14 protein-coding genes and 2 pseudogenes are annotated in these 21,295 nt (G+C 38.4%); all 16 read right to left on the bottom strand.

Annotation, left to right across the window (positions count from 1 at the left end):
* Positions 1–33: 33 nt before the first annotated feature.
* The 16 genes and pseudogenes from ABIE66_RS12520 to ABIE66_RS12445 all read right to left on the bottom strand — a co-directional run bounded on the left by ABIE66_RS12520 (position 34) and on the right by ABIE66_RS12445 (position 21,290).
* The gene (locus ABIE66_RS12520) at positions 34–801 is read right to left on the bottom strand and encodes a response regulator transcription factor (RefSeq protein WP_370014911.1); all 768 of its coding nucleotides are present in this window, start codon (positions 799–801) and stop codon (positions 34–36) included.
* A 156-nt stretch (positions 802–957) separates the two neighbouring features.
* Positions 958–2,661 (bottom strand): AMP-binding protein, encoded by a 1,704-nt coding sequence (locus ABIE66_RS12515; protein ID WP_370014910.1) that lies wholly within the window; start codon positions 2,659–2,661, stop codon positions 958–960.
* Between the two features lie 820 nt (positions 2,662–3,481).
* Positions 3,482–4,879 (bottom strand): UbiD family decarboxylase, encoded by a 1,398-nt coding sequence (locus tag ABIE66_RS12510; protein WP_289324939.1) that lies wholly within the window; start codon positions 4,877–4,879, stop codon positions 3,482–3,484.
* Between the two features lie 74 nt (positions 4,880–4,953).
* Positions 4,954–6,366 carry a sodium:solute symporter family protein gene (locus ABIE66_RS12505; protein WP_289324938.1) on the bottom strand — a complete coding sequence of 471 codons (1,413 nt, stop codon included), beginning with the start codon at positions 6,364–6,366 and terminating at the stop codon, positions 4,954–4,956.
* A 114-nt stretch (positions 6,367–6,480) separates the two neighbouring features.
* Positions 6,481–7,329 carry a R2-like ligand-binding oxidase gene (locus ABIE66_RS12500; RefSeq protein WP_370014909.1) on the bottom strand — a complete coding sequence of 283 codons (849 nt, stop codon included), beginning with the start codon at positions 7,327–7,329 and terminating at the stop codon, positions 6,481–6,483.
* A gap of 57 nt (positions 7,330–7,386) precedes the next feature.
* Positions 7,387–8,538: an iron-containing alcohol dehydrogenase gene (locus tag ABIE66_RS12495; protein ID WP_370014908.1), complete on the bottom strand. Its 1,152-nt coding sequence runs from the start codon at positions 8,536–8,538 to the stop codon at positions 7,387–7,389.
* A 17-nt stretch (positions 8,539–8,555) separates the two neighbouring features.
* Positions 8,556–10,013, bottom strand: a complete 1,458-nt coding sequence (locus ABIE66_RS12490; protein ID WP_370014907.1) for an aldehyde dehydrogenase family protein — start codon at positions 10,011–10,013, stop codon at positions 8,556–8,558.
* 19 nt (positions 10,014–10,032) lie between these two features.
* Positions 10,033–11,367 carry an MFS transporter gene (locus tag ABIE66_RS12485; protein WP_370014906.1) on the bottom strand — a complete coding sequence of 445 codons (1,335 nt, stop codon included), beginning with the start codon at positions 11,365–11,367 and terminating at the stop codon, positions 10,033–10,035.
* Positions 11,368–11,449: 82 nt separating this feature from the next.
* On the bottom strand, positions 11,450–12,037 hold the full coding sequence (locus tag ABIE66_RS12480; protein WP_101225185.1) for a UbiX family flavin prenyltransferase: 588 nt from the start codon (positions 12,035–12,037) through the stop codon (positions 11,450–11,452).
* A gap of 599 nt (positions 12,038–12,636) precedes the next feature.
* Positions 12,637–13,911 carry a benzoate/H(+) symporter BenE family transporter gene (locus ABIE66_RS12475; protein WP_370014905.1) on the bottom strand — a complete coding sequence of 425 codons (1,275 nt, stop codon included), beginning with the start codon at positions 13,909–13,911 and terminating at the stop codon, positions 12,637–12,639.
* Between the two features lie 100 nt (positions 13,912–14,011).
* Positions 14,012–14,803: an enoyl-CoA hydratase/isomerase family protein gene (locus ABIE66_RS12470; protein WP_370014904.1), complete on the bottom strand. Its 792-nt coding sequence runs from the start codon at positions 14,801–14,803 to the stop codon at positions 14,012–14,014.
* A gap of 31 nt (positions 14,804–14,834) precedes the next feature.
* Positions 14,835–16,403: a class I adenylate-forming enzyme family protein gene (locus tag ABIE66_RS12465; RefSeq protein WP_347942322.1), complete on the bottom strand. Its 1,569-nt coding sequence runs from the start codon at positions 16,401–16,403 to the stop codon at positions 14,835–14,837.
* A 41-nt stretch (positions 16,404–16,444) separates the two neighbouring features.
* Positions 16,445–16,900, bottom strand: a complete 456-nt coding sequence (locus ABIE66_RS12460) for an SRPBCC family protein (protein WP_095394978.1) — start codon at positions 16,898–16,900, stop codon at positions 16,445–16,447.
* Between the two features lie 779 nt (positions 16,901–17,679).
* On the bottom strand, positions 17,680–18,945 hold the full coding sequence (locus ABIE66_RS12455; protein ID WP_370014903.1) for a benzoate/H(+) symporter BenE family transporter: 1,266 nt from the start codon (positions 18,943–18,945) through the stop codon (positions 17,680–17,682).
* A 399-nt stretch (positions 18,946–19,344) separates the two neighbouring features.
* Positions 19,345–19,671: pseudogene (locus tag ABIE66_RS12450) on the bottom strand (IS110 family transposase); the annotation flags it as partial.
* Between the two features lie 257 nt (positions 19,672–19,928).
* Positions 19,929–21,290: pseudogene (locus tag ABIE66_RS12445) on the bottom strand (IS3 family transposase).
* Positions 21,291–21,295 lie beyond the last annotated feature (5 nt).

Here is a 21,295-nt window from a genome sequence, read left to right as displayed (position 1 = left end):
AACCACCCCTCCCAAAGTGAAAAAATATTTTTTTCAATTGATATCTTTTTTTCTTTCCCAGCAAAAATGCTCTCGATACTGAGTTGGAGTTTTTCCTTCTATTTTCTTGAATGTTGTTGCAAAGTAACTGGAATTTGCAAAACCGGTGTTATTAGCAATAACATCAATTGGTAGTGAAATCATTCTTAACATATTTTTTGCCTTCTGAACACGAATCCAAGATAAGTATTCTACAAATGTCATCCCTATTTCTTCCTTAAAAGATTTACTAAAGTAGGATGGGCTTAAATAAACCTTATCAGCAATATTTTTAAGAGTAAGACATTCATTGTAATGTAACTGAATGTATTGTACGGCACTTTGAATCGGTTTTCTTAAATCTAATTCGAATTCACCTTCATTTTTAACCGTCTGACTTATTTCCATTTTAATTATTGGTCTTAAAACACGATCGAATATGTTCAAAAGCTGGTTTTTAGTAAGCGGTTTCAATAAATAAGCTGAAAAACCCGCATTAATGGCTGATTGGACGATTTCAAACATTTTTAACCCTGTAATTGCAATGATGGGTAAGTCTGGATAGATAAGTAGTACGTTTTTTCCAAAATCTATGCCATCCATGTTCGGAAGTGAAACATCCATTATAAGCGCACTTGGACGGGATTGTTTAAGCATCATCATAGCCCGTTGTGCGTTATTAGCTTCATAAATACGAAGAAAGTTATAGTCGCTATTTTCAACAATATGACGAATATTGCTTATACAGCTTAGGTCTGTATCAACAATTAGCAGCTCTGCCATAGGACACCTCTTTACTTCTATGTAAATCTATTATAAAAATATTCAGAAATAATTAGTTTTAATTTTTTAAGATGAGAGTTATAAAAATTTAACCACTTCACTAGAGTTAGAAAATACATCTTTTTCAACACTCTCAGCGGAGAGATTTATTTTATATCAGCCTACAGAATCGCTTTGATTTTGTAGTGCCTCAAAATCACCCTCACGTAATTTTCGGCGTAGGATTTTTCCAACGGGGCTTTTTGGCATTTCCTTAACAAATGTATACTTTCTTGGTCTTTTATAGTTCGACATGTTAGGATACCTTTTACAAAACTCATCTAACTCTTGTGCTGTAACCGTTTCGTTTTTAGAGACAATATAGGCGGATACGATTTGTCCCAATCGATCATCCTGCTCTCCAATAACAATAGCTTCCAAAACGTTTGGATGTTGTGACAGACAATCTTCAATTTCTAATGGATGAATATTTTCTCCCTCAGAGATAATCATATCGTCAAGCCGACCAACAACGAATAAATCGCCGTCTTCATCAAGAAAACCAATATCTCCTGTAAAATACCAACCATTGCGCATCGCTTTAACAGTAGCATCAGGGCGATTCCAATACCCCTTAAATGCTTCAATGGAATCTAAATTTGAAATTATTTCACCAATTTCTTTTTTCCCAACTATATCTTCGGGAGTAGAACGACCGTCGGGATCTGCTTTTACAATACGAAGATTTTGGTGAATACCTGGTTTACCTACACTGCCTGGCTTTTCAGATACATTAGGACAAATAGAAAACGTATATACTTCTGTACTGCCGTAATGATTTACAAATACCTTTGGTTTAAGTAACTTCACACATTGATTTACTAATGTAGTGGTCATTGCAGCACCTGCATATCCAACTTTTTCAAGCTTGGATAGGTCATATTTATTGAAGTCTGGATGTGTTAGCATATCATGATAAAGCGTAGGGATTAAATAAAGGGAAGAGATTCTTTCTCTGTAAATAATCTCAAGAGCATCTCCAGAATCAAAGTCCGGCAAAATAGCAATTTTTCCATTTAATAACGCCATGGTAAGCAGTGAACGAACGCCCATTGTATAATAAAGCGGCATTACTCCTAGTGTACTTTCCCACAACTTGTACTGGTTTTGGACGATATGTGCCATCGCTGAGGCATATTCATTCCTATGGGTACGTGGTACTCCCTTTGGACGTCCTGTTGTTCCTGACGTGTATAACATGATCGAAATATCATTTTCATCTAAAGTAGGCTTTTGATAGCTACCTGGGCTTCGGTCTACTAGTTCAGGATAAGAAATATCTACACCAATATAATTCTCATCACCTATCAAAATTGGCCTTTCAGAAAAGTTCGATCCTAATACGGCATTTTGACTGGCTGATTCATAGACGACAGCTTTCGCTTCAGCATCGTTTACACAATACTCGACCTCTTTAGTGGATAATCGGTCATTAAGCGGAGTATAGATCGCACCAAGTTTTTGTAATGCCCAATAAATGATTACATTTTCAACTCGGTTCTTTAAGATGACTACAACACGATCCTGCTTCTGAATGCCTAGACGCTGCAAAGAGGCTGCAATTTTTTCTATTTCCTGTTGTAATTGGACATAAGTATAGCGTTTTTGGTCTTGAACTAAAGCGACATGGTTTGGGTAGCGCTCAACTGCAAAATCGAATAATGTACCTAAATTCATTTTACATCTCTCCTTTTCCCCTTGAGTTGTGCTTATCTTATCTAAATCACTTTTTACTCGTTTTTTTAATTCTAAGAAAGGCCAGTTGTGGTTTTTTAGCATGGAGGCTGTTGCGGGTATTATCCTTGAGTCAGTTGATTCCAAGGCCCCCCACACCCTTTACGATTATTCGATAAGATATAGATTTACAATCGAGTAGTCACCCTTCACTGCTACACAACTATAGAAATATCAGCTTAATACATATTTTCTATTTTCTTTAACAAGCTCTATTTTTTTGCACCCCATGATGCATATTTTAAACACCTCTGAATCTACTCCCTAGACTGTTCAATTTCTGCTGACAATTTTAAACTCCCTATACCTTCCATGATGAATACCCCCTCGCTTTATATTACTTTACTAAAATAACATATGATAGAAGAGTAGTGTTTCAAAAAATGATTTTAAAATTAAGAATGCATCTTTAAATTTTTTAATAGACATAATAATCGATAACTTACTTTTGGTATTCAATATTTCACTTTCCTCATATCAATATTTTCCTTAGTACAAACAATGTACCTATATTGAATCTATTAAAACTGCAAAAAACAAGCCAAGTTCCATTTATAAAAAAACCTAGGCTTCCTGTTCCTTATAATTCCATCTGGAAAAGGTAGTTTAGTTGTTTTGATAGTGGTTTTAAAGGAAAAAAATAAAGCATGAAGCCGTTTATTTTTCAAGAGACTTTGCAGGTCTTTTTTACCAAGTGAATCAAAGGCATACTGTTCAACATGAATTCAAAAGTTTGACTAATACTTTTTGTACAGGTTTGCTTACAATCACATTGAATAGAGGAGAATATGAATGATAACTTGTAGGAAATGAGCGAAGTGTTTTTTTGATTACCCATGTTGAAAAGGCTGACACCAAAAGGTCAAACACTAAGCCTTTTGAGTCAGCCACAATTTTTTCATATTTTTTAGAAGTCTATATCTCCTTCAAGATGAACTGATTGAATCAATTTATCAGGATTTATGTAATCATCTAGATTACATTCATTGTAGCCGGGAATTTGAACTCGCAAGTATTGCATTTCTTCACTGTCTAAGGGGATTGTACAGTCAAATCCCATCTTCGAGCCCACTCCATCGCGTGTTGACGGGTCAAGCTTCGAACTTTGTGCTTCATGAACTACCACTAAGTCTCTGTCTGCTTGAAAGCGAGTTGCGATTGCCCATTCCACTTCTTCCATATTAAAAATATCAACCTCTTCATCAGTTACAACGACATGTTTAATATCAAAACTATTAGCAAGAGCAGCTAAAATTGCATTTTTCGCTTCGCCTTCATTCCGTTTTTTTATTGAAACAATCGCATGATAGCGACATGTGCCACCAGGGCTCATATGCACCGCTGTTACTGACGGGACGGTCTGGCGAATGCTTTGGAATAGACTTGCCTCACGTGGAATCCCACCAAGCAAAAGATGTTCGTATCCCGCAGGAACAATCGTATAAAAAATCGGATTGTTTCGGTGAGTTACTGCAGTAATCTCAATGACCTCCTTGTCACTGCGCGGTCCATAATACTTCGGAAATTCCCCAAAAGGACCTTCCGGCTCACGAACATGTGGAAGAATTTTTCCTTCTAATACAATTTCCGCATAAGCCGGGACATCAATATCAACCGTCTTACAACGAACCACTTCTAATGGTTCTCCACGGAGAGCACTTGAAATTTCAAGTTCATCTACTCCGAACGGAGTGCTAGCTTGAGACGCCAGTAAGGTCACCGGATCGACGCCAATGGCGATTGCACATTCCAGTGGTCTCCCCGCCTCTTCAGCCTGCTTATACAAATGAAAAGTATGGCGAGGCAAAATTAAGGCTCCTATCTTATTTTTCCCAGAAATTTGGAGACGATGAATTGAAACGTTCTGCTTCCGAGTAACTGGATCCCTAACAATAAACAATCCAGCGGTGATGTAATTACCCGAATCTTTCTCATGGTGAACCGGAATTGGAAACATCTTCATCAAATCGATATTTTCTAGAATAATATTTTCTTTAACAGGGGCTTCATTTTCATTAACTAGCAGACATGCTTCTGGAGCGGATACCGCCTCTGTGAATTTTGTTATAACATTGTATTGATCCGTTTCCAAAGCTTCTGCAAAATCCTCACGTGTTGAACAAATTCCTGATACGACAGGAATCTCATAATCTTCTACGCTAGTAAAATAGGTAGCCTTTTTTCCATCTAATTTTTTCGCAATAGCAGCAACCTCATATTCTAAACTGACATTTTTATCAATTGTCGCTAAACGACCCGTTGTTTGCAGGTGTGTAAGCCATGTCCGAAACGTCTTTGATCTCATAAATTGAATCCTCCTGATTTTTTTAATAGTTATTATTATTTACTTCATTTTAGCTTCAATTATAGCGTTCATCCCTATATGATTTCCGTCTTGACCTTAGGTTCGTTATACGAAACTCTATTATTCTTATTGATGAAATGATCAAACAACATGACAATTAATGGAGTAACTGCAGCGACATAGATATTATCTATCCCTAATGGATCACCGCCAAGATACCAGACAGTTGTCGTAATCACGGCAAAGACCATTCCCAATACTGCTCCTCGTCCACTACTAAAACGCGGGAAATAGAACATCAAAACGACAATAACGGCTAAGGTGGTTCTTAAAGCTCTAGCAAAAAAGACAGTGCTTAATATTTCTGGTGCAAAAATCGCAAATGGAATCGGAATCAGTCCCATAACAATTGTTGCAATTCGGGCAAACCGCAACGATTTCGTGTCAGAAGCATCTTTATTAAAAATGGGATTGTAGAAATCTTTCAATAGAAGGGCAGCCGACCCAATAGTTGAAGCTGCAACTGTACCAAAGACAGCGGCAATTAATCCAGCTACAACTAGTCCCGCCAGAAACGGATTCATTAACGTTGTCATCATAGGGAAAGCTTCTGCTGGCGCGATGTTCGGAAAAACAATTGAGGCAGTCATCCCAATCAAAGATGCAATGATACCAACGGGAATTACAAGGAAACCGGCATAGATGCTCGCTTTCTTGGCCTTAGCATCATCTTGTGTTGAAGATATCGCCTGGATAATATATTGAGTTGAAAAAATGGAACCGATATTAGCTATTGTCCAAGCAATGATTGTTGACAAGCCGATTCCCGTCCAGTCAAACATCTCAGACTCTAGATTCAAGGATAACCCGGAAAGTCCCCCCGCTGCCGCCAAACCAAATGCAAGCGCAAGTATCAAACCCAAGTACTTGATAAAGGCGTGAATTAAATTGGTATATGCAACTGCAAACATTCCACCTAATGAGACATATACTACGGTTATCACCCCAACAATTATTGCTGCCATTGTATGTGGGACATTAAGAATTGCTGATAATGTAGCCGCTCCGCCAGCGTACATTGAAACATTAACTACTGCCAGGGCATAGATCATAATTAGCGAGGTTATAACTCGTGCACCATTCCCATACGTTTTAGCAATGGCTCCCGAGATTGTATACTCTCCCCGTTCATGAAACTTTTTTGCCATAGTGTAAGCAAATAACGCAAATGCCAATGCAAGTGTAATCAAATTCCATGCTGCCGAAATACCTGTGCTGTAAGCAGTTTGGGCTGTTCCGATCGTTGATCCGGTACCAATAAACTCTGACATCATTAAAACTCCAATAATAAAAGGCCCAAACGCCTTTCCGCCTGTCATGTACTTATCGGAACTTTTTGAGAATTTTTTTGTATATAAACCAAAGAAAGCAGTAAGCAAAATATAAAAGACGACAATTCCTAAAATTATTATATTACCATTAGGCACAGTAACTCCCCCATTTTAATCTAGAAATGAATTTATGAATTTTCATTTATTCATGTTTGAAGATGCCCAAGCCAGGTACGCAATGGCTATGCTTTCATAATAAAAGAATCCTCATTAAACGGTAACTGATGAACCTAATATGTCTTTAAGTCTGCGTTCTAACATTTTAGACACTCTTTCACGGCCTCGAACTTCAGGTGGAGTTGGGTATTCCCTACCATCTACAATGACAGGTTGATCATATCGAACCAAGATAAGAGGAAGGTATTCTTCGTATAACGCACGAATTCTCTTGGCATGTTCTGGTTTACGGGCAAACAGCTTTAGCATACGAAGTCCAAAGCCTACATGCCGTCCTTCGTCTTCCTTGATTCGGGCAAATCCTTCACTCAAACCAGGCAATAGGCCCTTACTTCCGTATACACCTCGAAACACATCATATCCAGTCATCGCTTGAACACCTTCTATTATTCCTTGGTAATGGGTTAACCCTTCTACAAGTGCAGCCTCACGTTCCTCTTCTCCTTGTTCAAGAGCATTCAGCATTACTTTTACACGATTATCAAGTTTCTGCTGAACCATATTTTTCACTGAAGGAATACGCTTACGACCAATTACTTCTTTAAAATAGCGCATAAAAAACTCAGTATGTTTAAATTCCTCGAGCAATTGAGTACTAAGGAATGCCTGTTGTTCTGTAGAGGTACCTAACATGATCCAGGGACAAAACTTTAAGGCAACATTTTCTTCAGCATCGAGAAATCCTGTACAAAAATGAATAAGATATCCTTTAAGGTCTTCATCAAGCGCTTCAAAATCCCTTTTATCCTGGCTAAGATCGATAGCAGCAGGATCCCAAGTCCCAAAACGAATCGCTTTTCGATATAAGTCCCATGCCACTTCATCCGTCGTCTTATCAATACTAGGGATTAGCTCTTCAGTTTTATCGATATTTTCTGTCATTACAATTACCTCCAATTTTATAATAGAATTAATAGTCTTTAATAAAAAAATCAAACTTTAAAACAGTTTTTTCAGTAGATCCAAAATCTCTTCTTCTGTTGCTAGCCAAGGATTAAATTTCCACATTCCACTTTTCACGGAGTCGTGTGCGATCCCCTTAAGCTGCTCTTCTTTAACCCCCACCTGCTGCAATTTCTGTGGAAGCCCGATATCGTTTCGTAATTTAGTCACATCTTCTATTAATTGGTCTGTAATCTTCCAACCAGGTAACGATGGATCAGTTACTCGAAAAACGCTCGCCATTTCAACATGCTTATCGACCAGGGATATCGAATTACGGCGGATAACCTCAGGTAAAAGCAGACCTATTGCTACTCCGTGACTAACATGGGCATATCCGCTTAACGCACTTCCAATGGCATGTGTCAATCCGAGGAAGGATTGATTGAATGCTATACCGGCCAAAAGACTAGCTTCTGCCATTTTGATCCTTGCCTCTACATCATTTCCATTAAATACGGCCCGACGAAGGTATTTGCTAACAGTTCGCATGGCTGATAATGCAAGTGTGTCACTGGCAGGCTGGGATATCCGTGACACAAATGACTCTGCCCCATGTGCAAAGGCATCAAATCCTGAGGCTGCTGTAATTTTCGTTGGTGCAGTCATCGTCATTTTAGGGTCCACTATACTTATATCCGGTGCGATGAATGGGCTCGTTACCGTAACTTTTCGATTCTCCTCCCAATCCGAAAAAACAGCAAACATGGTCACTTCACTTCCGGTGCCGGATGTCGTAGGTATTGCAATGAGAGGAATATTGGATGATTGCTTGATGAGATTTACTCCAGCATAATCACGAATACTCCCTCCATTTCCAGCTATTACACGAACACCTTTGGCTGTATCGATCGGACTGCCCCCGCCAATGGCGATTAAAGCATCGCATTCTTCCTGTTGAAATCCGTGAGCTGCTTTGTCAACGGTTTCAACGCTCGGATCCGGTTCCACCTCATCATAAATCACATAAGAAATGTGATTGTCCTCTAAGATTTTTGTTACATTTTCGATTAACCCTGATTTTAAGACACCGTTATCAGTAACGATAAAGGCACGTTTTACTTTAAAAGGTATATTGTTAAGTTCGTTGATTTTGTTATATCCAAAATAAATCTTTGTGGGAAGATGAAACTCAAATGATTGATACATAATAGATAGATTCCCCCCTATTCTTCTATTTCAATATTAATATGTTTTGTTTCGGTATATTCCATTAATCCTTCAATTCCCCTTGTACGCCCAATTCCGCTCTCTTTATAACCCCCAAATTCTGCTTGTGGGTAATTTTTGTTATAGGTATTAATCCAAACCGTTCCGGCCTCCACCTTTTTCGCAATTCTCACAGCTCTGTTGACATCCTTTGTCCAAACGCCAGCAGCTAAACCGAAAATTGTTCCATTAGCAAGTGAGATCGCTTCTTTCTCGTCCCTAAAAACTTGTATGGCCAGCACGGGCCCAAAAATCTCTTCTTGTGCTATTCTTGATTCAACTGGCACCTGATCAAAAATGGTTGGCTCAATATAATACCCTTTATCGTAATCTCCACCGGTCAACCTATTACCACCCGTAATAAGTTTTGCATCTTGTCTTCCAATCTCGCAATATTCCAAAATTTTATTAAGCTGTTCTTCCGAGATGACAGGTCCCATATCGGTTGTTTCATTTAACCCGTTACCAACTTTCAATTTTTCAGCCTGTTTACGCAATCCTTCCACCACTTCTTCATGAATCGACTCATGAACAATCACTCTTGATCCAGCAAAACACATTTGGCCGGCAGTAATAAAGGCTGATTTTGCAACGGCTTGAATTGCTTTGTTTAGGTTTGCATCAGGAAATATTATATTAGGAGATTTCCCCCCCAGTTCAAGAGCAAGTTTCTTCACCTTTTCTGCTGCTTTTTTCATTAAGTTTTTGCCAGTAGTCGTGTCACCTGTAAAGCTGATGGCATTAACATCGGGATTTGTAGTCATTTCATCTCCAATAACCTTTCCCGGACCAGACACGATATTCACAATTCCTGGTGGAAAGTCGCTATTTTCCTCGATTAATTTGACAATGGCAGTGCTGATAAGTGGTGTCCGACTTGCCGGTTTTAAAACCACTGCGTTTCCTGCAGCAAGGGCTGGAGCAACCTCTCGAATCATTAGCATAGCCGGCCAGTTCCAAGGTGAAATAATCCCTACTACTCCAATCGGCTCTTTGTCAATGATGCCATATGACGTGGAGGAAAGATTTATCGACCTACCGAATATACTTCGAGCCATACCTGCAAAATATTTTAACATATCAATACAGGCGTCCAATTCTATACGAGACTCCTTTATCGGCTTTCCGTTCTCTGTGGTTAAAATTCTAGCAATTTCTTCTCTATTTTCCTTCAATTTATAAGCCCATTGCATTAAAGCATCAGAACGTCGCGAAGAATTTGAACGCCAGTCGGATGTATGAAATGCTGCCTTCGCCAATTTAATTGCCAATTTAATATCTTCTAATCCCGATTTCTGTGACTCTCCAACGATCTCACCTGTAGCAGGATTTACGGATGTCATCGTTTCCCCAGTTTTGGCTTCTTGCCAATCGCCATTAATATAATTTCTAGTAATCTCTAATTTTGTAATCACTATTTACCCCCCCCCGTTTCTATTTGAGATTGCCTTTTGTTTCTGGAACGATGAGGCTTCCAATAATGTAGACAAGAAAAATTACAATCACAAAATACATAAGTGTGTACGGTATATTTTCAATCGAACCGCTTGCTAATGTTACGAAAGTTGGCATCATACCGCCAATTGCAAATCCCATATTCCATGACAGTCCTGTACCCGTAGACCGTATTGATGTAGGAAAGCGTTCATTAAGAAAAATTAACACAGGTGCATAAGCAGCATTTCCTAAAAACACCAGACCCATCGTATTCAAATAAATCGAAGTCGTTGTAACAGAATCGGCTAATGCTAGATAAAAATATGGAAGTCCGACGATATTTAAACATCCAATAACTAAAAAGGTCTTTTTTCTTCCAATAATTTCACTAAGTTGTCCGAACAGTAAAGCCGAAATTATCGTGACAATACTTGAGACAATGAGAACACCTGATAAAACTTCTGAAGATACATTGTTAACTACTTTTAGAAATGTGGGAATAAAACCAGCTGTAAGGTAATAACCTGAACCACCACCAATAACAATCATTAGATTCACAGCTATAACTCGGAAATATTTTGTAAATAGGGTCTTAATAGGAGACTGCGGTATTACATCCTCTTGCCCTTTTTCTTCATTTTCTTTACGTAATTGTGCCCAAAGCGGAGACTCGTTAAGTGTTCTAAATACAAGTAGACCAGCTACTGCACCTAAAATCCCTGTAAAGAACATGACTCGCCAACCCCAATCATTAAACGCTTCACCAGGAAAAAAAGCAGAAACGATGGTAAACGTTAGTGAAGCGAATAATGCTCCTAACCCGGCTCCTCCCCCACCTATAAGACCAGACATCAATCCGCGCCATTTAGGCGACGCAGATTCTGTTCCAATTGTATGTGTAGATGCCACGACACCGCCGACAAAGACCCCTTGAACTAATCGTAGAATTAAAAAAAGGATTGCAGCCGTCACACCAATTTGTGGGACAGTAGGCAAAAGACCAAAGGCAGCTGTACTAACACCAACCCCTACCACAGAAACAATCATTGCTTTCTTTCGCCCGTTTTTATCTGCATAAGATCCAAATATTGCCGACCCAAGAGGCCGCATCAAAAGCGTTACCCCAAAAGAAGCATAAACAGCAGCTAAAGAAAGCGTAGGGCTGGTTGTAGGGAAAAATAGTACACTAATTGTGGGAGCCACAAAAAGTAGAAGAAAAAGATCATAAAGATCAAAAGACCACCCTAATAGTGACGCTGTCATTGCAGAGACAACCTGACGTCTGTTAACGATTACATTTTCTTGTTCAGAATGAGCGACTACATTAGACATTAGAGTACCTCCATTTTTTCATATCATGTTCTGAGTCATGTTAAACGGGAAAAATAGTATATTAATACCCAAAAAATAAGGATTATAGATTGGTTATTATTTCATCTTTATTGAGTCCCGACCACCTTTCAAACAGTCGAGCATCAATACCAAACTGATCTAACGCCTTACCTACACTTTGATTAACAATATCATCTAATGATGTTGGCTTATGATAAAAACTAGGAACAGGAGGGAGGATTACTGCACCATTCTCTGCAGCTGATTGCATTAACCGCAAATGCCCTAAATGCAATGGTGTTTCACGGACCATTAGAACCAACTTCCTTTGTTCCTTCAAAGTTACATCAGCAGCTCTAGTGATTAAATTATCATTAAAACTGTTTGCGATAGATGATAGAGTTTTAATAGAACATGGAGCAATGATCATCCCGTCAACATGAAAGGAACCACTTGAGATGCTTGCACCTATATCATTTGAATCATATACAAAACTGCACAGTGATTTTACTTGTTCCACCGAGTATTCTGTTTCATATTCGATGGTTTTTTCAGCAGAGGAACTAATAATTACATGACTTTCAATTTGAAGTTTGTTTAATGTCTCAAGACATCTAATACCGTAAATGGATCCACTTGCCCCTGATATACCTATAACAATTTTTTTCACTCTGTTTCCTCCTACATTTGAAAACGACTTTTTGGATCATGCACTTTGAAGCGGGTAATCAATCCACTTTTGTTAACTGCATGCTTTTCAAAGTTCCCCCCTTTCAACTTTCAATATTCATCTTTTATATTTGCAAGTTTCATGCCATTAATAAACTGTTTAAAATTCACTCTTTCCTACCCATTAACCATCCAACTGGAACGAATGACGTTACAACTGGAACCCCTGCAGTTCCGCTTGTCGATTAAAGATTATAAGAAAGCTAGTTCCATAGAAATAACTAGCTTTTAGAGTTGGAAAAAATTCTAATGAAACACACTAATTCCTTTCTTGAAGACTAGGGTAAGGCTCGAACCTTACTGGATGGCAAATTTCAAATAAACAAAAAAAATTTTGCTCTTCCTCTGAAACGTCGATACCGATCTGAGTGGCATTCATTTTACTGTCACACCTTGTGAACTGCATAATAGTACTTGATTCCAAGTCGGTACCAATAAAATAATGAAGTAAAAAGGATAACCAACCGTGATTGTTTAATGTAAAAAGCCCTTCTCTTAATCGAGAGGGCTTTTATTAGAGATGAATGTTTATTATTTATTTCAAACTCCTTGAGAAACGTTAGAATCTGTACTATTTTTACTTTGTTGAACAATGATGGTTTTAAAATCAGGCTTTTCAATAATTAGAGAAACAGCAACACCACCCAATATCGCCCAGAATGAAGAGCTTATATCATAAAAATGGACTCCTGACATCGCAATGATAAGGGCAAAAAATGAACCAACTTGGAATTGGGGTTTAGAAAACGCTTCTTGTAATGAACTTAAAAGCACTCCCATCATAGCCAGTCCTGCAACAGTACTGATTAATACTTTCGGCATTGCAGCTACAAAAGGCATGACTGTACCTGCAAACAATCCAAAGGTAGAAAATAACACACCACATACAACTACTGCTGCATATCTCCCTTCCATTTGACCAGCTTCTTTTGATGCGCAGATTGCAGTCATTGACCCCGCAATATTCGCATTATGACCTCCAAAAAAAGACGTAATAACCCCGCCAATTCCGCTTAAAATCGTCATCTCATTAACCGGTGGTTTATATCCTTGGGTGTTTAACACACCTGTAGCCTGGGCGTTTTCAGCACCAATTACTAAAAGTGCAAGTGGGGTGCCCATTGAAATAATCGCATCAATATTGAAGGATGGAGTCACTAGTTGAGGAACGACAAAAACGGAACTCACGTCTTTCACTTGGAATTCTCCCATCCAAACCGATAAAATGATAGCAACAGCAAATGATATTAAAATAGGTGGAAATTTTTTTATATAACGGAATGAGAGAAGATACACGAGGATGGATGAACCTGCAATGATTGGTGCTTTTTCGAGGGATGCAATCATCTCAGTCCCAAAACTAATCATTGTTCCAACGACCATCGACATAACAATTGGAACCGGAATCCAGTGCATAACTTTACCAATAACCCCTGCTATCCCTAACATAAAGACAATGAGGCCTGCTGCCAAATAAGCACCAGCAGCTTCATTTAAAGAATAGTTTGACAGTGAACCTACAACAAGTACAGCACCTGGAATTGAATAAGCGCCTGCAATCGGCTGCTTATTTCTTAAGGAGATGAGTATTCCTAATATCCCACCAAAAAAATAAATGGCAAATAACCAAGAAATCATTTGTGTTTGAGTTAATTCACCATTTGATGCTCCGTTTATTATAATTAGCGACGGACCAGTACAGCCAAAAATTGCTGCCAGCGTTCCTGCACTAACCGTTCTTACATTTAAATGACTTAATAAACCTTTCTTGTTTTCAGAACTCTTTTTTAGCTGCATACCTTCAATCCTTCCCATATCGTTCTATTAACTTCCCTGAATCAAACATGATTTAAAGCGACTTTTCTTGATCTAAAATGAGAATCACCGGCAGAGGCTGCCGGTGATTCTCATTTTATTACTTCCCTGTAAAAACTGGTTTTCTCTTTTCTACGAACGCATCTACGCCTTCTTTAAAGTCTTCTGTTGTGCGAAGGAGGCCGTAGGCTTTCCCTTCCATTTTCAATCCGACTCCCAGCGGACTTTCTTCAGAAGCGTTCAACACTTCTTTTGCAACACGCTGAGCAAGCGGAGAAAATTGAACAAGCTCCTCAACTAACGAATCCACTGTTTGTTGAAGGTCCCCTTTGGACACTACTTGTGTTAATAGACCCCATTGATACGCTTCATTTGCAGGAATTTTTCTGGCACGCATGATCATGTCCTTTGCTCTTGTTAAGCCCACAATCTTTGCAATTCTCTGTGTACCTCCACTCCCAGGAATCATTCCTAGGTTCATTTCTGGAAGGGCAAGCAGGGTATCTTCGCGTGCAATCCTGAAATCACAGGCCATCGCAAGTTCTAGGCCTACACCGAACGTATACCCCTGCAGCTGAGCGATGACAGGTTTTGGAGAGCGTTCAGGAGCAGCCACGTTTTCGGCTAAATGGGAAAGCTTTTCTTGATGGGTCGCCATAAATTCTGGGATGCTTCCTCCTGCACTGAAGCATACATCTCCTGCTCCTTTGAGGATAATGACACGCACTTCATCATCTTGATTCAAACCATCAAAAATCTCTGTCAGCTGTTCTCTGCCGAGCATACTGATATAATTCATTTTCTCTGGACGATCGAACACGATTGTTGCCGTTTGTTTTTCTGTATTTTTCTCTACCCGAATATGGTCATACGTTTGTTCTGTTATAGTCATTTGTTATTTCCCCTTTTCTATTTTAAAATTTTTATTGGCTGATAGCTTCACTTTCATTGTGCGGTGCATCAATATCACCCTCGCGCAATTTACGGCGAAGAATTTTCCCTACAGGACTTTTTGGAATCTCTTTTACAAACGTATACTTACGAGGCCTTTTGAAGTTTGATAAACTGGGTAGATTCTTGCAAAATTCATCCAGTTCTTGCTCTGTAACAGATTCGTCTTTAGCAACAATATAAGCGGTAACAATCTGTCCCCAGCGCTCATCAAGCTCCCCAATTACGGTAGCTTCCCTAACTTTTGGATGTTGAGTCAGACAATCCTCGACTTCTAATGGATGAATGTTTTCTCCCCCAGAGATAATCATATCGTCAACCCGGCCAACAACGAATAAGTCACCGTCTTTATCAATAAAGCCAATATCTCCTGTAAAATACCAGCCATCTCGAATAGTTTTATCCGTCGCCTCTGGGCGATTCCAATACCCTTTAAAGGCTTCAACGGACTTCAGATTCGCAATAATTTCGCCGACTTCTTCTCTCCCAACAATATCATCAGGAGTAGAATGACCGTCTGGATCTGCTTTTACCAGGCGAATATTTTGATGAATCCCTGGTTTACCTGCACTGCCTGGCTTTTCATGTACATCAGGGCAGATGGTAAACGTATATACCTCCGTACTGCCGTAATGATTTACAAACAGTTTTGGTTTAAGTAACTCCACACATTGATTTACTAACGTAGTGGTCATTGCGGCACCAGCATACCCGATTTTTTCAAGCTTGGTAAGGTTATACCTGCCAAAATCCGGGTATGATAACATATCATGATAAAGCGTCGGAACTAAATAAAGGGATGAAATTTTTTCTCTTTCTACAATCTCAAGCGCCTCACCAGCATCAAAGTCTAAGTTTGATAAAAGAGCAAACTTTCCATTTAAAAAAGTCATAGAGAGCAACGAACGAACACCCATTGTATGATAAAGCGGCATTACTCCTAATGTACTTTCCCACAACTGGTACTGGTTTTGGACGATATGTGCCATAGCCGAGGCATATTCATTCCTATGCGTTCGTGGTACTCCCTTTGGACGTCCTGTTGTACCGGATGTGTATAGCATTATCGATATATCATTCTCATCTAGAATTGGCCTTTGATAGCTTCCTGGGCTTCTGTCTACTAGTTCCGGATAAGAAATATCCACACCATTATCATTTTCAACACCAATCAAGATTGGTCTTTCGAGAAAGTTCGCACCTGACACAGCACTTTGACTGGTGGATTCAAAGATGATGGCCTTCGCATCAGAATCGTTTACACAATACTCGACCTCTTTGGCGGATAAGCGGTGGTTTATTGGAGTATAGATTGCACCAATCTGTTGTATTGCCCAGTAAACCATAACATTTTCCTGTCTGTTCTTTAAGATGACAACAACACGGTCCTGTTTTTGAATGCCTAAACGCTGCAGAGAGGCAGCAACTTTTTCTACTTCCTTTTGTAATTGGGCATAAGTATAAGATTTCAGGCCTTGAACGAGAGCAATTTGATTTGGATAGCGTTCCACCGCAAAATCCAATAATGTACCTAAATTCATAAAAAATCTCTCCTTTCTCCCCTTGATGGTTCATTACTTATTTAATTGGTAACTTCAGCCTTTTTTAATTCTTTCCCAAATTTTTTGAAGAAGTCTTTAATAACCAGTTTAGATACGCCTCCTAGCATTCGCTGACCGACCATCGCAACTTTTCCTCCTACTTCTGCTTCAAAGCTGTAAGAGAGAACAGTGTTGTTTTCATCTACTGATTCAAGAGTAATATCTGCGACGGCTTCTATGCTTCCAGGTCCTCCCTCACCTTTAACGATCATTTGATAAGATATCGGTTTATTAATATTCGCTAATTCAATTGTTGTAGAGTAATCACCTTTCACTGATGCAACACCCATTGATATATCAGCTTCATATTTATTTTCTTCAACTAATTCCAATTTTTTGCACCCCATGATGCATCTCTTAAGCACCTCTGAATCTAATAACACATCCCAAGACTGTTCAATTCCTGCTGGCAAATTCAAACTCCCTTTACCTTCCATCATAAACTCCTCCTATCCTATCTTTAACAACGTTTTCAAGAAAGCGGTTTCAAATGATAAATAATAAATGAAAAAAAAGTATTGCATTAATAATATGGATTGTTTTAATTGTGATTTCACCTTCCATTACTAGCATAATAATCTATAAACTTACTTTCCATTTTCAAAATCTTGTTTAAATCACTTAAAATATTTCTTATTATTTCGAATATTCAATATTCCCCTTCTAAAATTGCGCACAGGCTTTTAATTTTTTTTAACTTAATATAAACTTGGAGAATACCATTTACTCCAAAGTTTTTTACTATGCCAATATGTTCCCATACCTCAAATATGTTGACTGATAAATTAATATGTCATCTATTAGGTAATTCTATTTTTTTACACATTGTGTAAATGGAAAGACGCTTAGTATAACAATTTCACCCTAATGTCATTTTCTATTTCTCCATTGGCTTCTATTACATCCTCCTCTTTTAAAAAAACTAAAGGTAACAGAATCAATGTCTCAAAAAAGAATATTAGGATAATTCAAATTTAATTATTTTGTCATCTTAAAGATGTAATGGATCATAAGTCACGTGAGAACTTAATGAAATAAAACAAAGGCAGACCATTTAGATACGATTATTATTTGAGAGAAACCAATGGAAATTAAAGAAAAGACTCCAGTTCAAATACCATGATCCATATTCTTATAGAGTACCCCTTTTTAATTTGTCCCTTTTAAGGGATATAGTCCAAAGGGGAGCTTCATAAATCCCAAACCCTTTATATTACTATGCAATCTTTGCTCCATCTTTTTTTGAATCCATTTTACTTTTTGCTTTGCTGTAGTCCTCTCGATCAAGTAATAATGAAACGACAAATCCTACCAATAGAGCCCAGAATGCGGCACCAACAGTAAATACTGTTACATTAGAAATGGCTATAAGAAATGCTACCATGGCTCCATTTTTAAATTTCCCGTTGAAAGCCCCGGCAAATGTACTTATAAACACGTTAAAAATAGCAAGACCACCGAGCACAGAAAGCAATTGACCAGGAACCACCGTCGAAACCGCAATAACCATCCCGGCTACTAAACCAAAACATATCCAAAGTAATCCATCAAAAGTTGCCGCTACATATCTCAAATTTTTATCCTCACCTGCTGCATCGCTAGAAACCATTGCAGTACTTGGTCCAGCTATAACAGTTGGGTGTCCTCCAAAAAGAGAGTTAACGATTGTACCAATACCTGGAATAGTAAACATAGCATTGATAGGAGGTTTATATCCTGTAGCAAATAGGACCCCGACAGCCTGCATATTCTGAACACCAATTATCAATATAATTAAGGGCAACGTTAGTTCTAATGTAGCTTGAATACTAAAATGAGGTACTACAAATATAGGATGAGCAAATGAAGGTTGTATCGACCCCCAGTTCGTTTGCCCAAGGGCTGTTGCGATTATCCCTCCTATTATTATTGCTCCTAGAATAGGCGGGAATTTTCTTGAGAATTTTTTCATCGCCATTAAGAGGAAGAAGACTGCAAAAGAACTCCCTGCAACTGCTGGTGCCTCTACCACAGCCTGTATTGCTTTGATACCAAAAGATAGAAGGACACCCGCAATCATTCCTAGCATAACCGGAAGAGGAATTAATTCTATTATCTTCTTGATTACCCCTGACAATCCAAGAATTGTAACTACTATTCCAGCAACAATAGATGCACCAATTGCCTCATTAAAGGGTATATGCTTTAAGGCATTACCTATTAATATTGCACCAGGTATGCTATAGGCCACCACAATAGGTATGCGATAGCGGAGTGACAAGATAATCGTAAATATACCTCCCGCCGTATAAATAATAAACAACCAAGAAATTGCCTGCTCAACAGAAAGATTACCTTCTTTAGCTGAATTCATTACAATTAAACCTGGCCCCATAATGCTAAACAATGCAGCAACCAAACCAGTTCCAAGAGCAGCGGGAGTTAAATTACCAAAAAAATCCATAATGTTTTTCCTAACGTCTGTACCTCTTTCGATACTCATTTTGGGAACCTCCTTTTTTATCATCTCATTGGATAGAAAAAGATTCTGTCTCTGGCCAACTCCTAGGACGGAATCTAAAACGGAATACTATTACTTTTGGTATTAGCTAACGAAATAGTGGCCAGAGATTTACGTTTTCCTTTTATCGTCCACGTTGTCATCCCTCCTATTTTATGAATCAAATCCCCCTAAAAAAAGAAAGCGTTTACAAATAAAGGTAAGGAGAATCTTATAAAGATATTTGAAGTAGAGTTAACTTTCCCTAATAACAGAATAATCAATTAATATATATCAGTCTTTTAAAATCTTACTTTTCTTATTTCAAAATAAATCTGTCAAACAAAACTTTCCTCTTCTTTAGTACGCTATTACTGATAGTACGTGAAAAACATACTTCTGGTACGCATCGATAGCGTCTGTTTTTACCTTCCTTAAACTGGACTTCTTTGCCTGATAAGAAATAATCGGATTTAGTAAGATATATAGAATCCCTTGTTCCTCCAAGTATTGAATAACGGGAGAATGGTAATGACCTGTAGATTCTAAAATGACCATAGGCATCTGCCCTGCCACTTCTTCAACTTCTTTTAGAAAGTCTAAAAAATGATTTAGTTCCTCTTTGATATGCATCATTGAAAAGCTCTTCCCATACGGTTTAGATTGATCTAAAAATGCCTGAACTTGGCTCTCTCCTTTTGCCACATCCAGACCAACAACTGGATTCATCGTTTTTTCCTCCTCAACTTACTGACCAGTATCCCTTAGTCCTCCTAGTAGTGTCATAGCTTCGCTTGATATACGAGATCTAAGTCCCAACCAGCCTCAAACATGTTTCTACAAGTAGGGGGCGGACAGTTTAGTTCACGGGATCAAGTCCCACGCACCCGTACGTCCTACCCTGGCTACTGATATAATAGATTCTATTAAAAAAAGGTCAACCAGTAATTTTGAACTGACCCCCTAAAGTTAGACAGGTTATATCGTTAGGCAGCCTGTTGGGCATGAGTTCGGTATTGTACCGGGCTCATGCCTTTTAATTTTGCCTTGATTCGTTTGTGATTATAGTATTCTATATATTTTGCTAGTTCTTGTTTAAAGTGTTCCACACTTTCAAATTCTTTTAGATAAAGAAGTTCCGATTTCATGATACCAAAGAAATTTTCCATAACAGCGTTATCGTAACAATTCCCTTTGCGAGACATACTTTGCGTAATGCCACGTTCCCTAAGGGCATCACGGAATTGTTTCATTTGATAATGCCAGCCTTGATCTGAATGAATAAGGAGAGTATCGTCGTCTGTTAAACGTTCAAAAGCTTGATCTAACATCGTTGAAATGAGTGAGTAGGTTGGCCTTGAACCGATTGTATACGTAATGATTTCTCCATTAAATAAGTCCAATATCGGCGATAAATATAGCTTTTCTCCAAATAATTTAAACTCTGTAATATCCGTAACCCATTTCTCATTTGGTTGTTCAGCTTTGAAATTGCGATCTAAAATATTTAGTGCAATCTTGCCCACAGTTCCTTTGTAAGAGCGATATTTTTTCATACGGACAAGACATTTTAGCCCTAGTTCTTTCATGATACGTTGCACCTTTTTGTGGTTTACTTTGTGTCCGCGATTTCTAAGTTCATCACGAATACGCCGGTAACCAAACCGACCTTCATGTTCATCGAAAACAGATTTAATCAATACTTTCAGTTCTGCATCTGCATCAGGACGACCGAAGTTTTTCACCCAATAGTAATACGTGCTACGCGGAATGTCTGCGAGCTGTATAAGTGCTTTCACCGAGAATGCATTCCTTAATTCATAGACTACTTGTGCTTTGTCTTGTTTGGTGATTTTTCCTTGTTTTGAACTAAGGCATTCAACTTTTTTAAATAGGCATTCTCCATACGTAAACGTTCATTCTCCGCCTGTAAAGCCTCTATTGATCCTTCATCGGGTAATTGAGAATTTGATGTCTTATTATTTTTATTTTTTCATGGATGGACGCCCCTTTTTCTTTGATTGTAGGGCATCAAATCCATCTGTTTCATAAGCAACTTTCCATTTTCGAAGCGTTTCATAAGAAGGAATATTAAAAATCGCTGCTGTTTTCCTGATAGACGTCCCTTGTTCGTTCATATAATTAAGTACATCTAGTTTAAACTGTGCAGGGTAGGGTGTATAGCGTTTTTCAAAAGCATCATCACCAAAAAGTTCAAATTGTTTAATCCACTGATGGAGTAAACTCGGATGAACACCAATAGATTTAGCAATGGTTTGTCCTCCCTCATTACCATCTATATATTGTCTTACTGCCTGTATTTTTTCTTCTGAAGAAAATCTCGCCATAAAAA

The sequence above is a fragment of the Peribacillus sp. B2I2 genome (assembly GCF_041261685.1).
Classification (GTDB): domain Bacteria; phylum Bacillota; class Bacilli; order Bacillales; family DSM-1321; genus Peribacillus.
Note: the sequence above shows the minus strand (reverse complement) of the source record. Positions and strands in the feature narration are given on the sequence as shown.

Coding starts and splice junctions, on each gene's coding strand:
- ABIE66_RS12510 (WP_289324939.1), bottom strand. CDS start 4,879: ATGAGATCAAAGACGTTTCGGACATGGCTTACACACCTGCAAACAACG.
- ABIE66_RS12495 (WP_370014908.1), bottom strand. CDS start 8,538: ATGTATCAATCATTTGAGTTTCATCTTCCCACAAAGATTTATTTTGGA.
- ABIE66_RS12475 (WP_370014905.1), bottom strand. CDS start 13,911: ATGGGAAGGATTGAAGGTATGCAGCTAAAAAAGAGTTCTGAAAACAAG.
- ABIE66_RS12485 (WP_370014906.1), bottom strand. CDS start 11,367: ATGTCTAATGTAGTCGCTCATTCTGAACAAGAAAATGTAATCGTTAAC.
- ABIE66_RS12460 (WP_095394978.1), bottom strand. CDS start 16,900: ATGGAAGGTAAAGGGAGTTTGAATTTGCCAGCAGGAATTGAACAGTCT.
- ABIE66_RS12500 (WP_370014909.1), bottom strand. CDS start 7,329: ATGACAGAAAATATCGATAAAACTGAAGAGCTAATCCCTAGTATTGAT.
- ABIE66_RS12470 (WP_370014904.1), bottom strand. CDS start 14,803: ATGACTATAACAGAACAAACGTATGACCATATTCGGGTAGAGAAAAAT.
- ABIE66_RS12520 (WP_370014911.1), bottom strand. CDS start 801: ATGGCAGAGCTGCTAATTGTTGATACAGACCTAAGCTGTATAAGCAAT.
- ABIE66_RS12465 (WP_347942322.1), bottom strand. CDS start 16,403: ATGAATTTAGGTACATTATTGGATTTTGCGGTGGAACGCTATCCAAAT.
- ABIE66_RS12455 (WP_370014903.1), bottom strand. CDS start 18,945: ATGAGTATCGAAAGAGGTACAGACGTTAGGAAAAACATTATGGATTTT.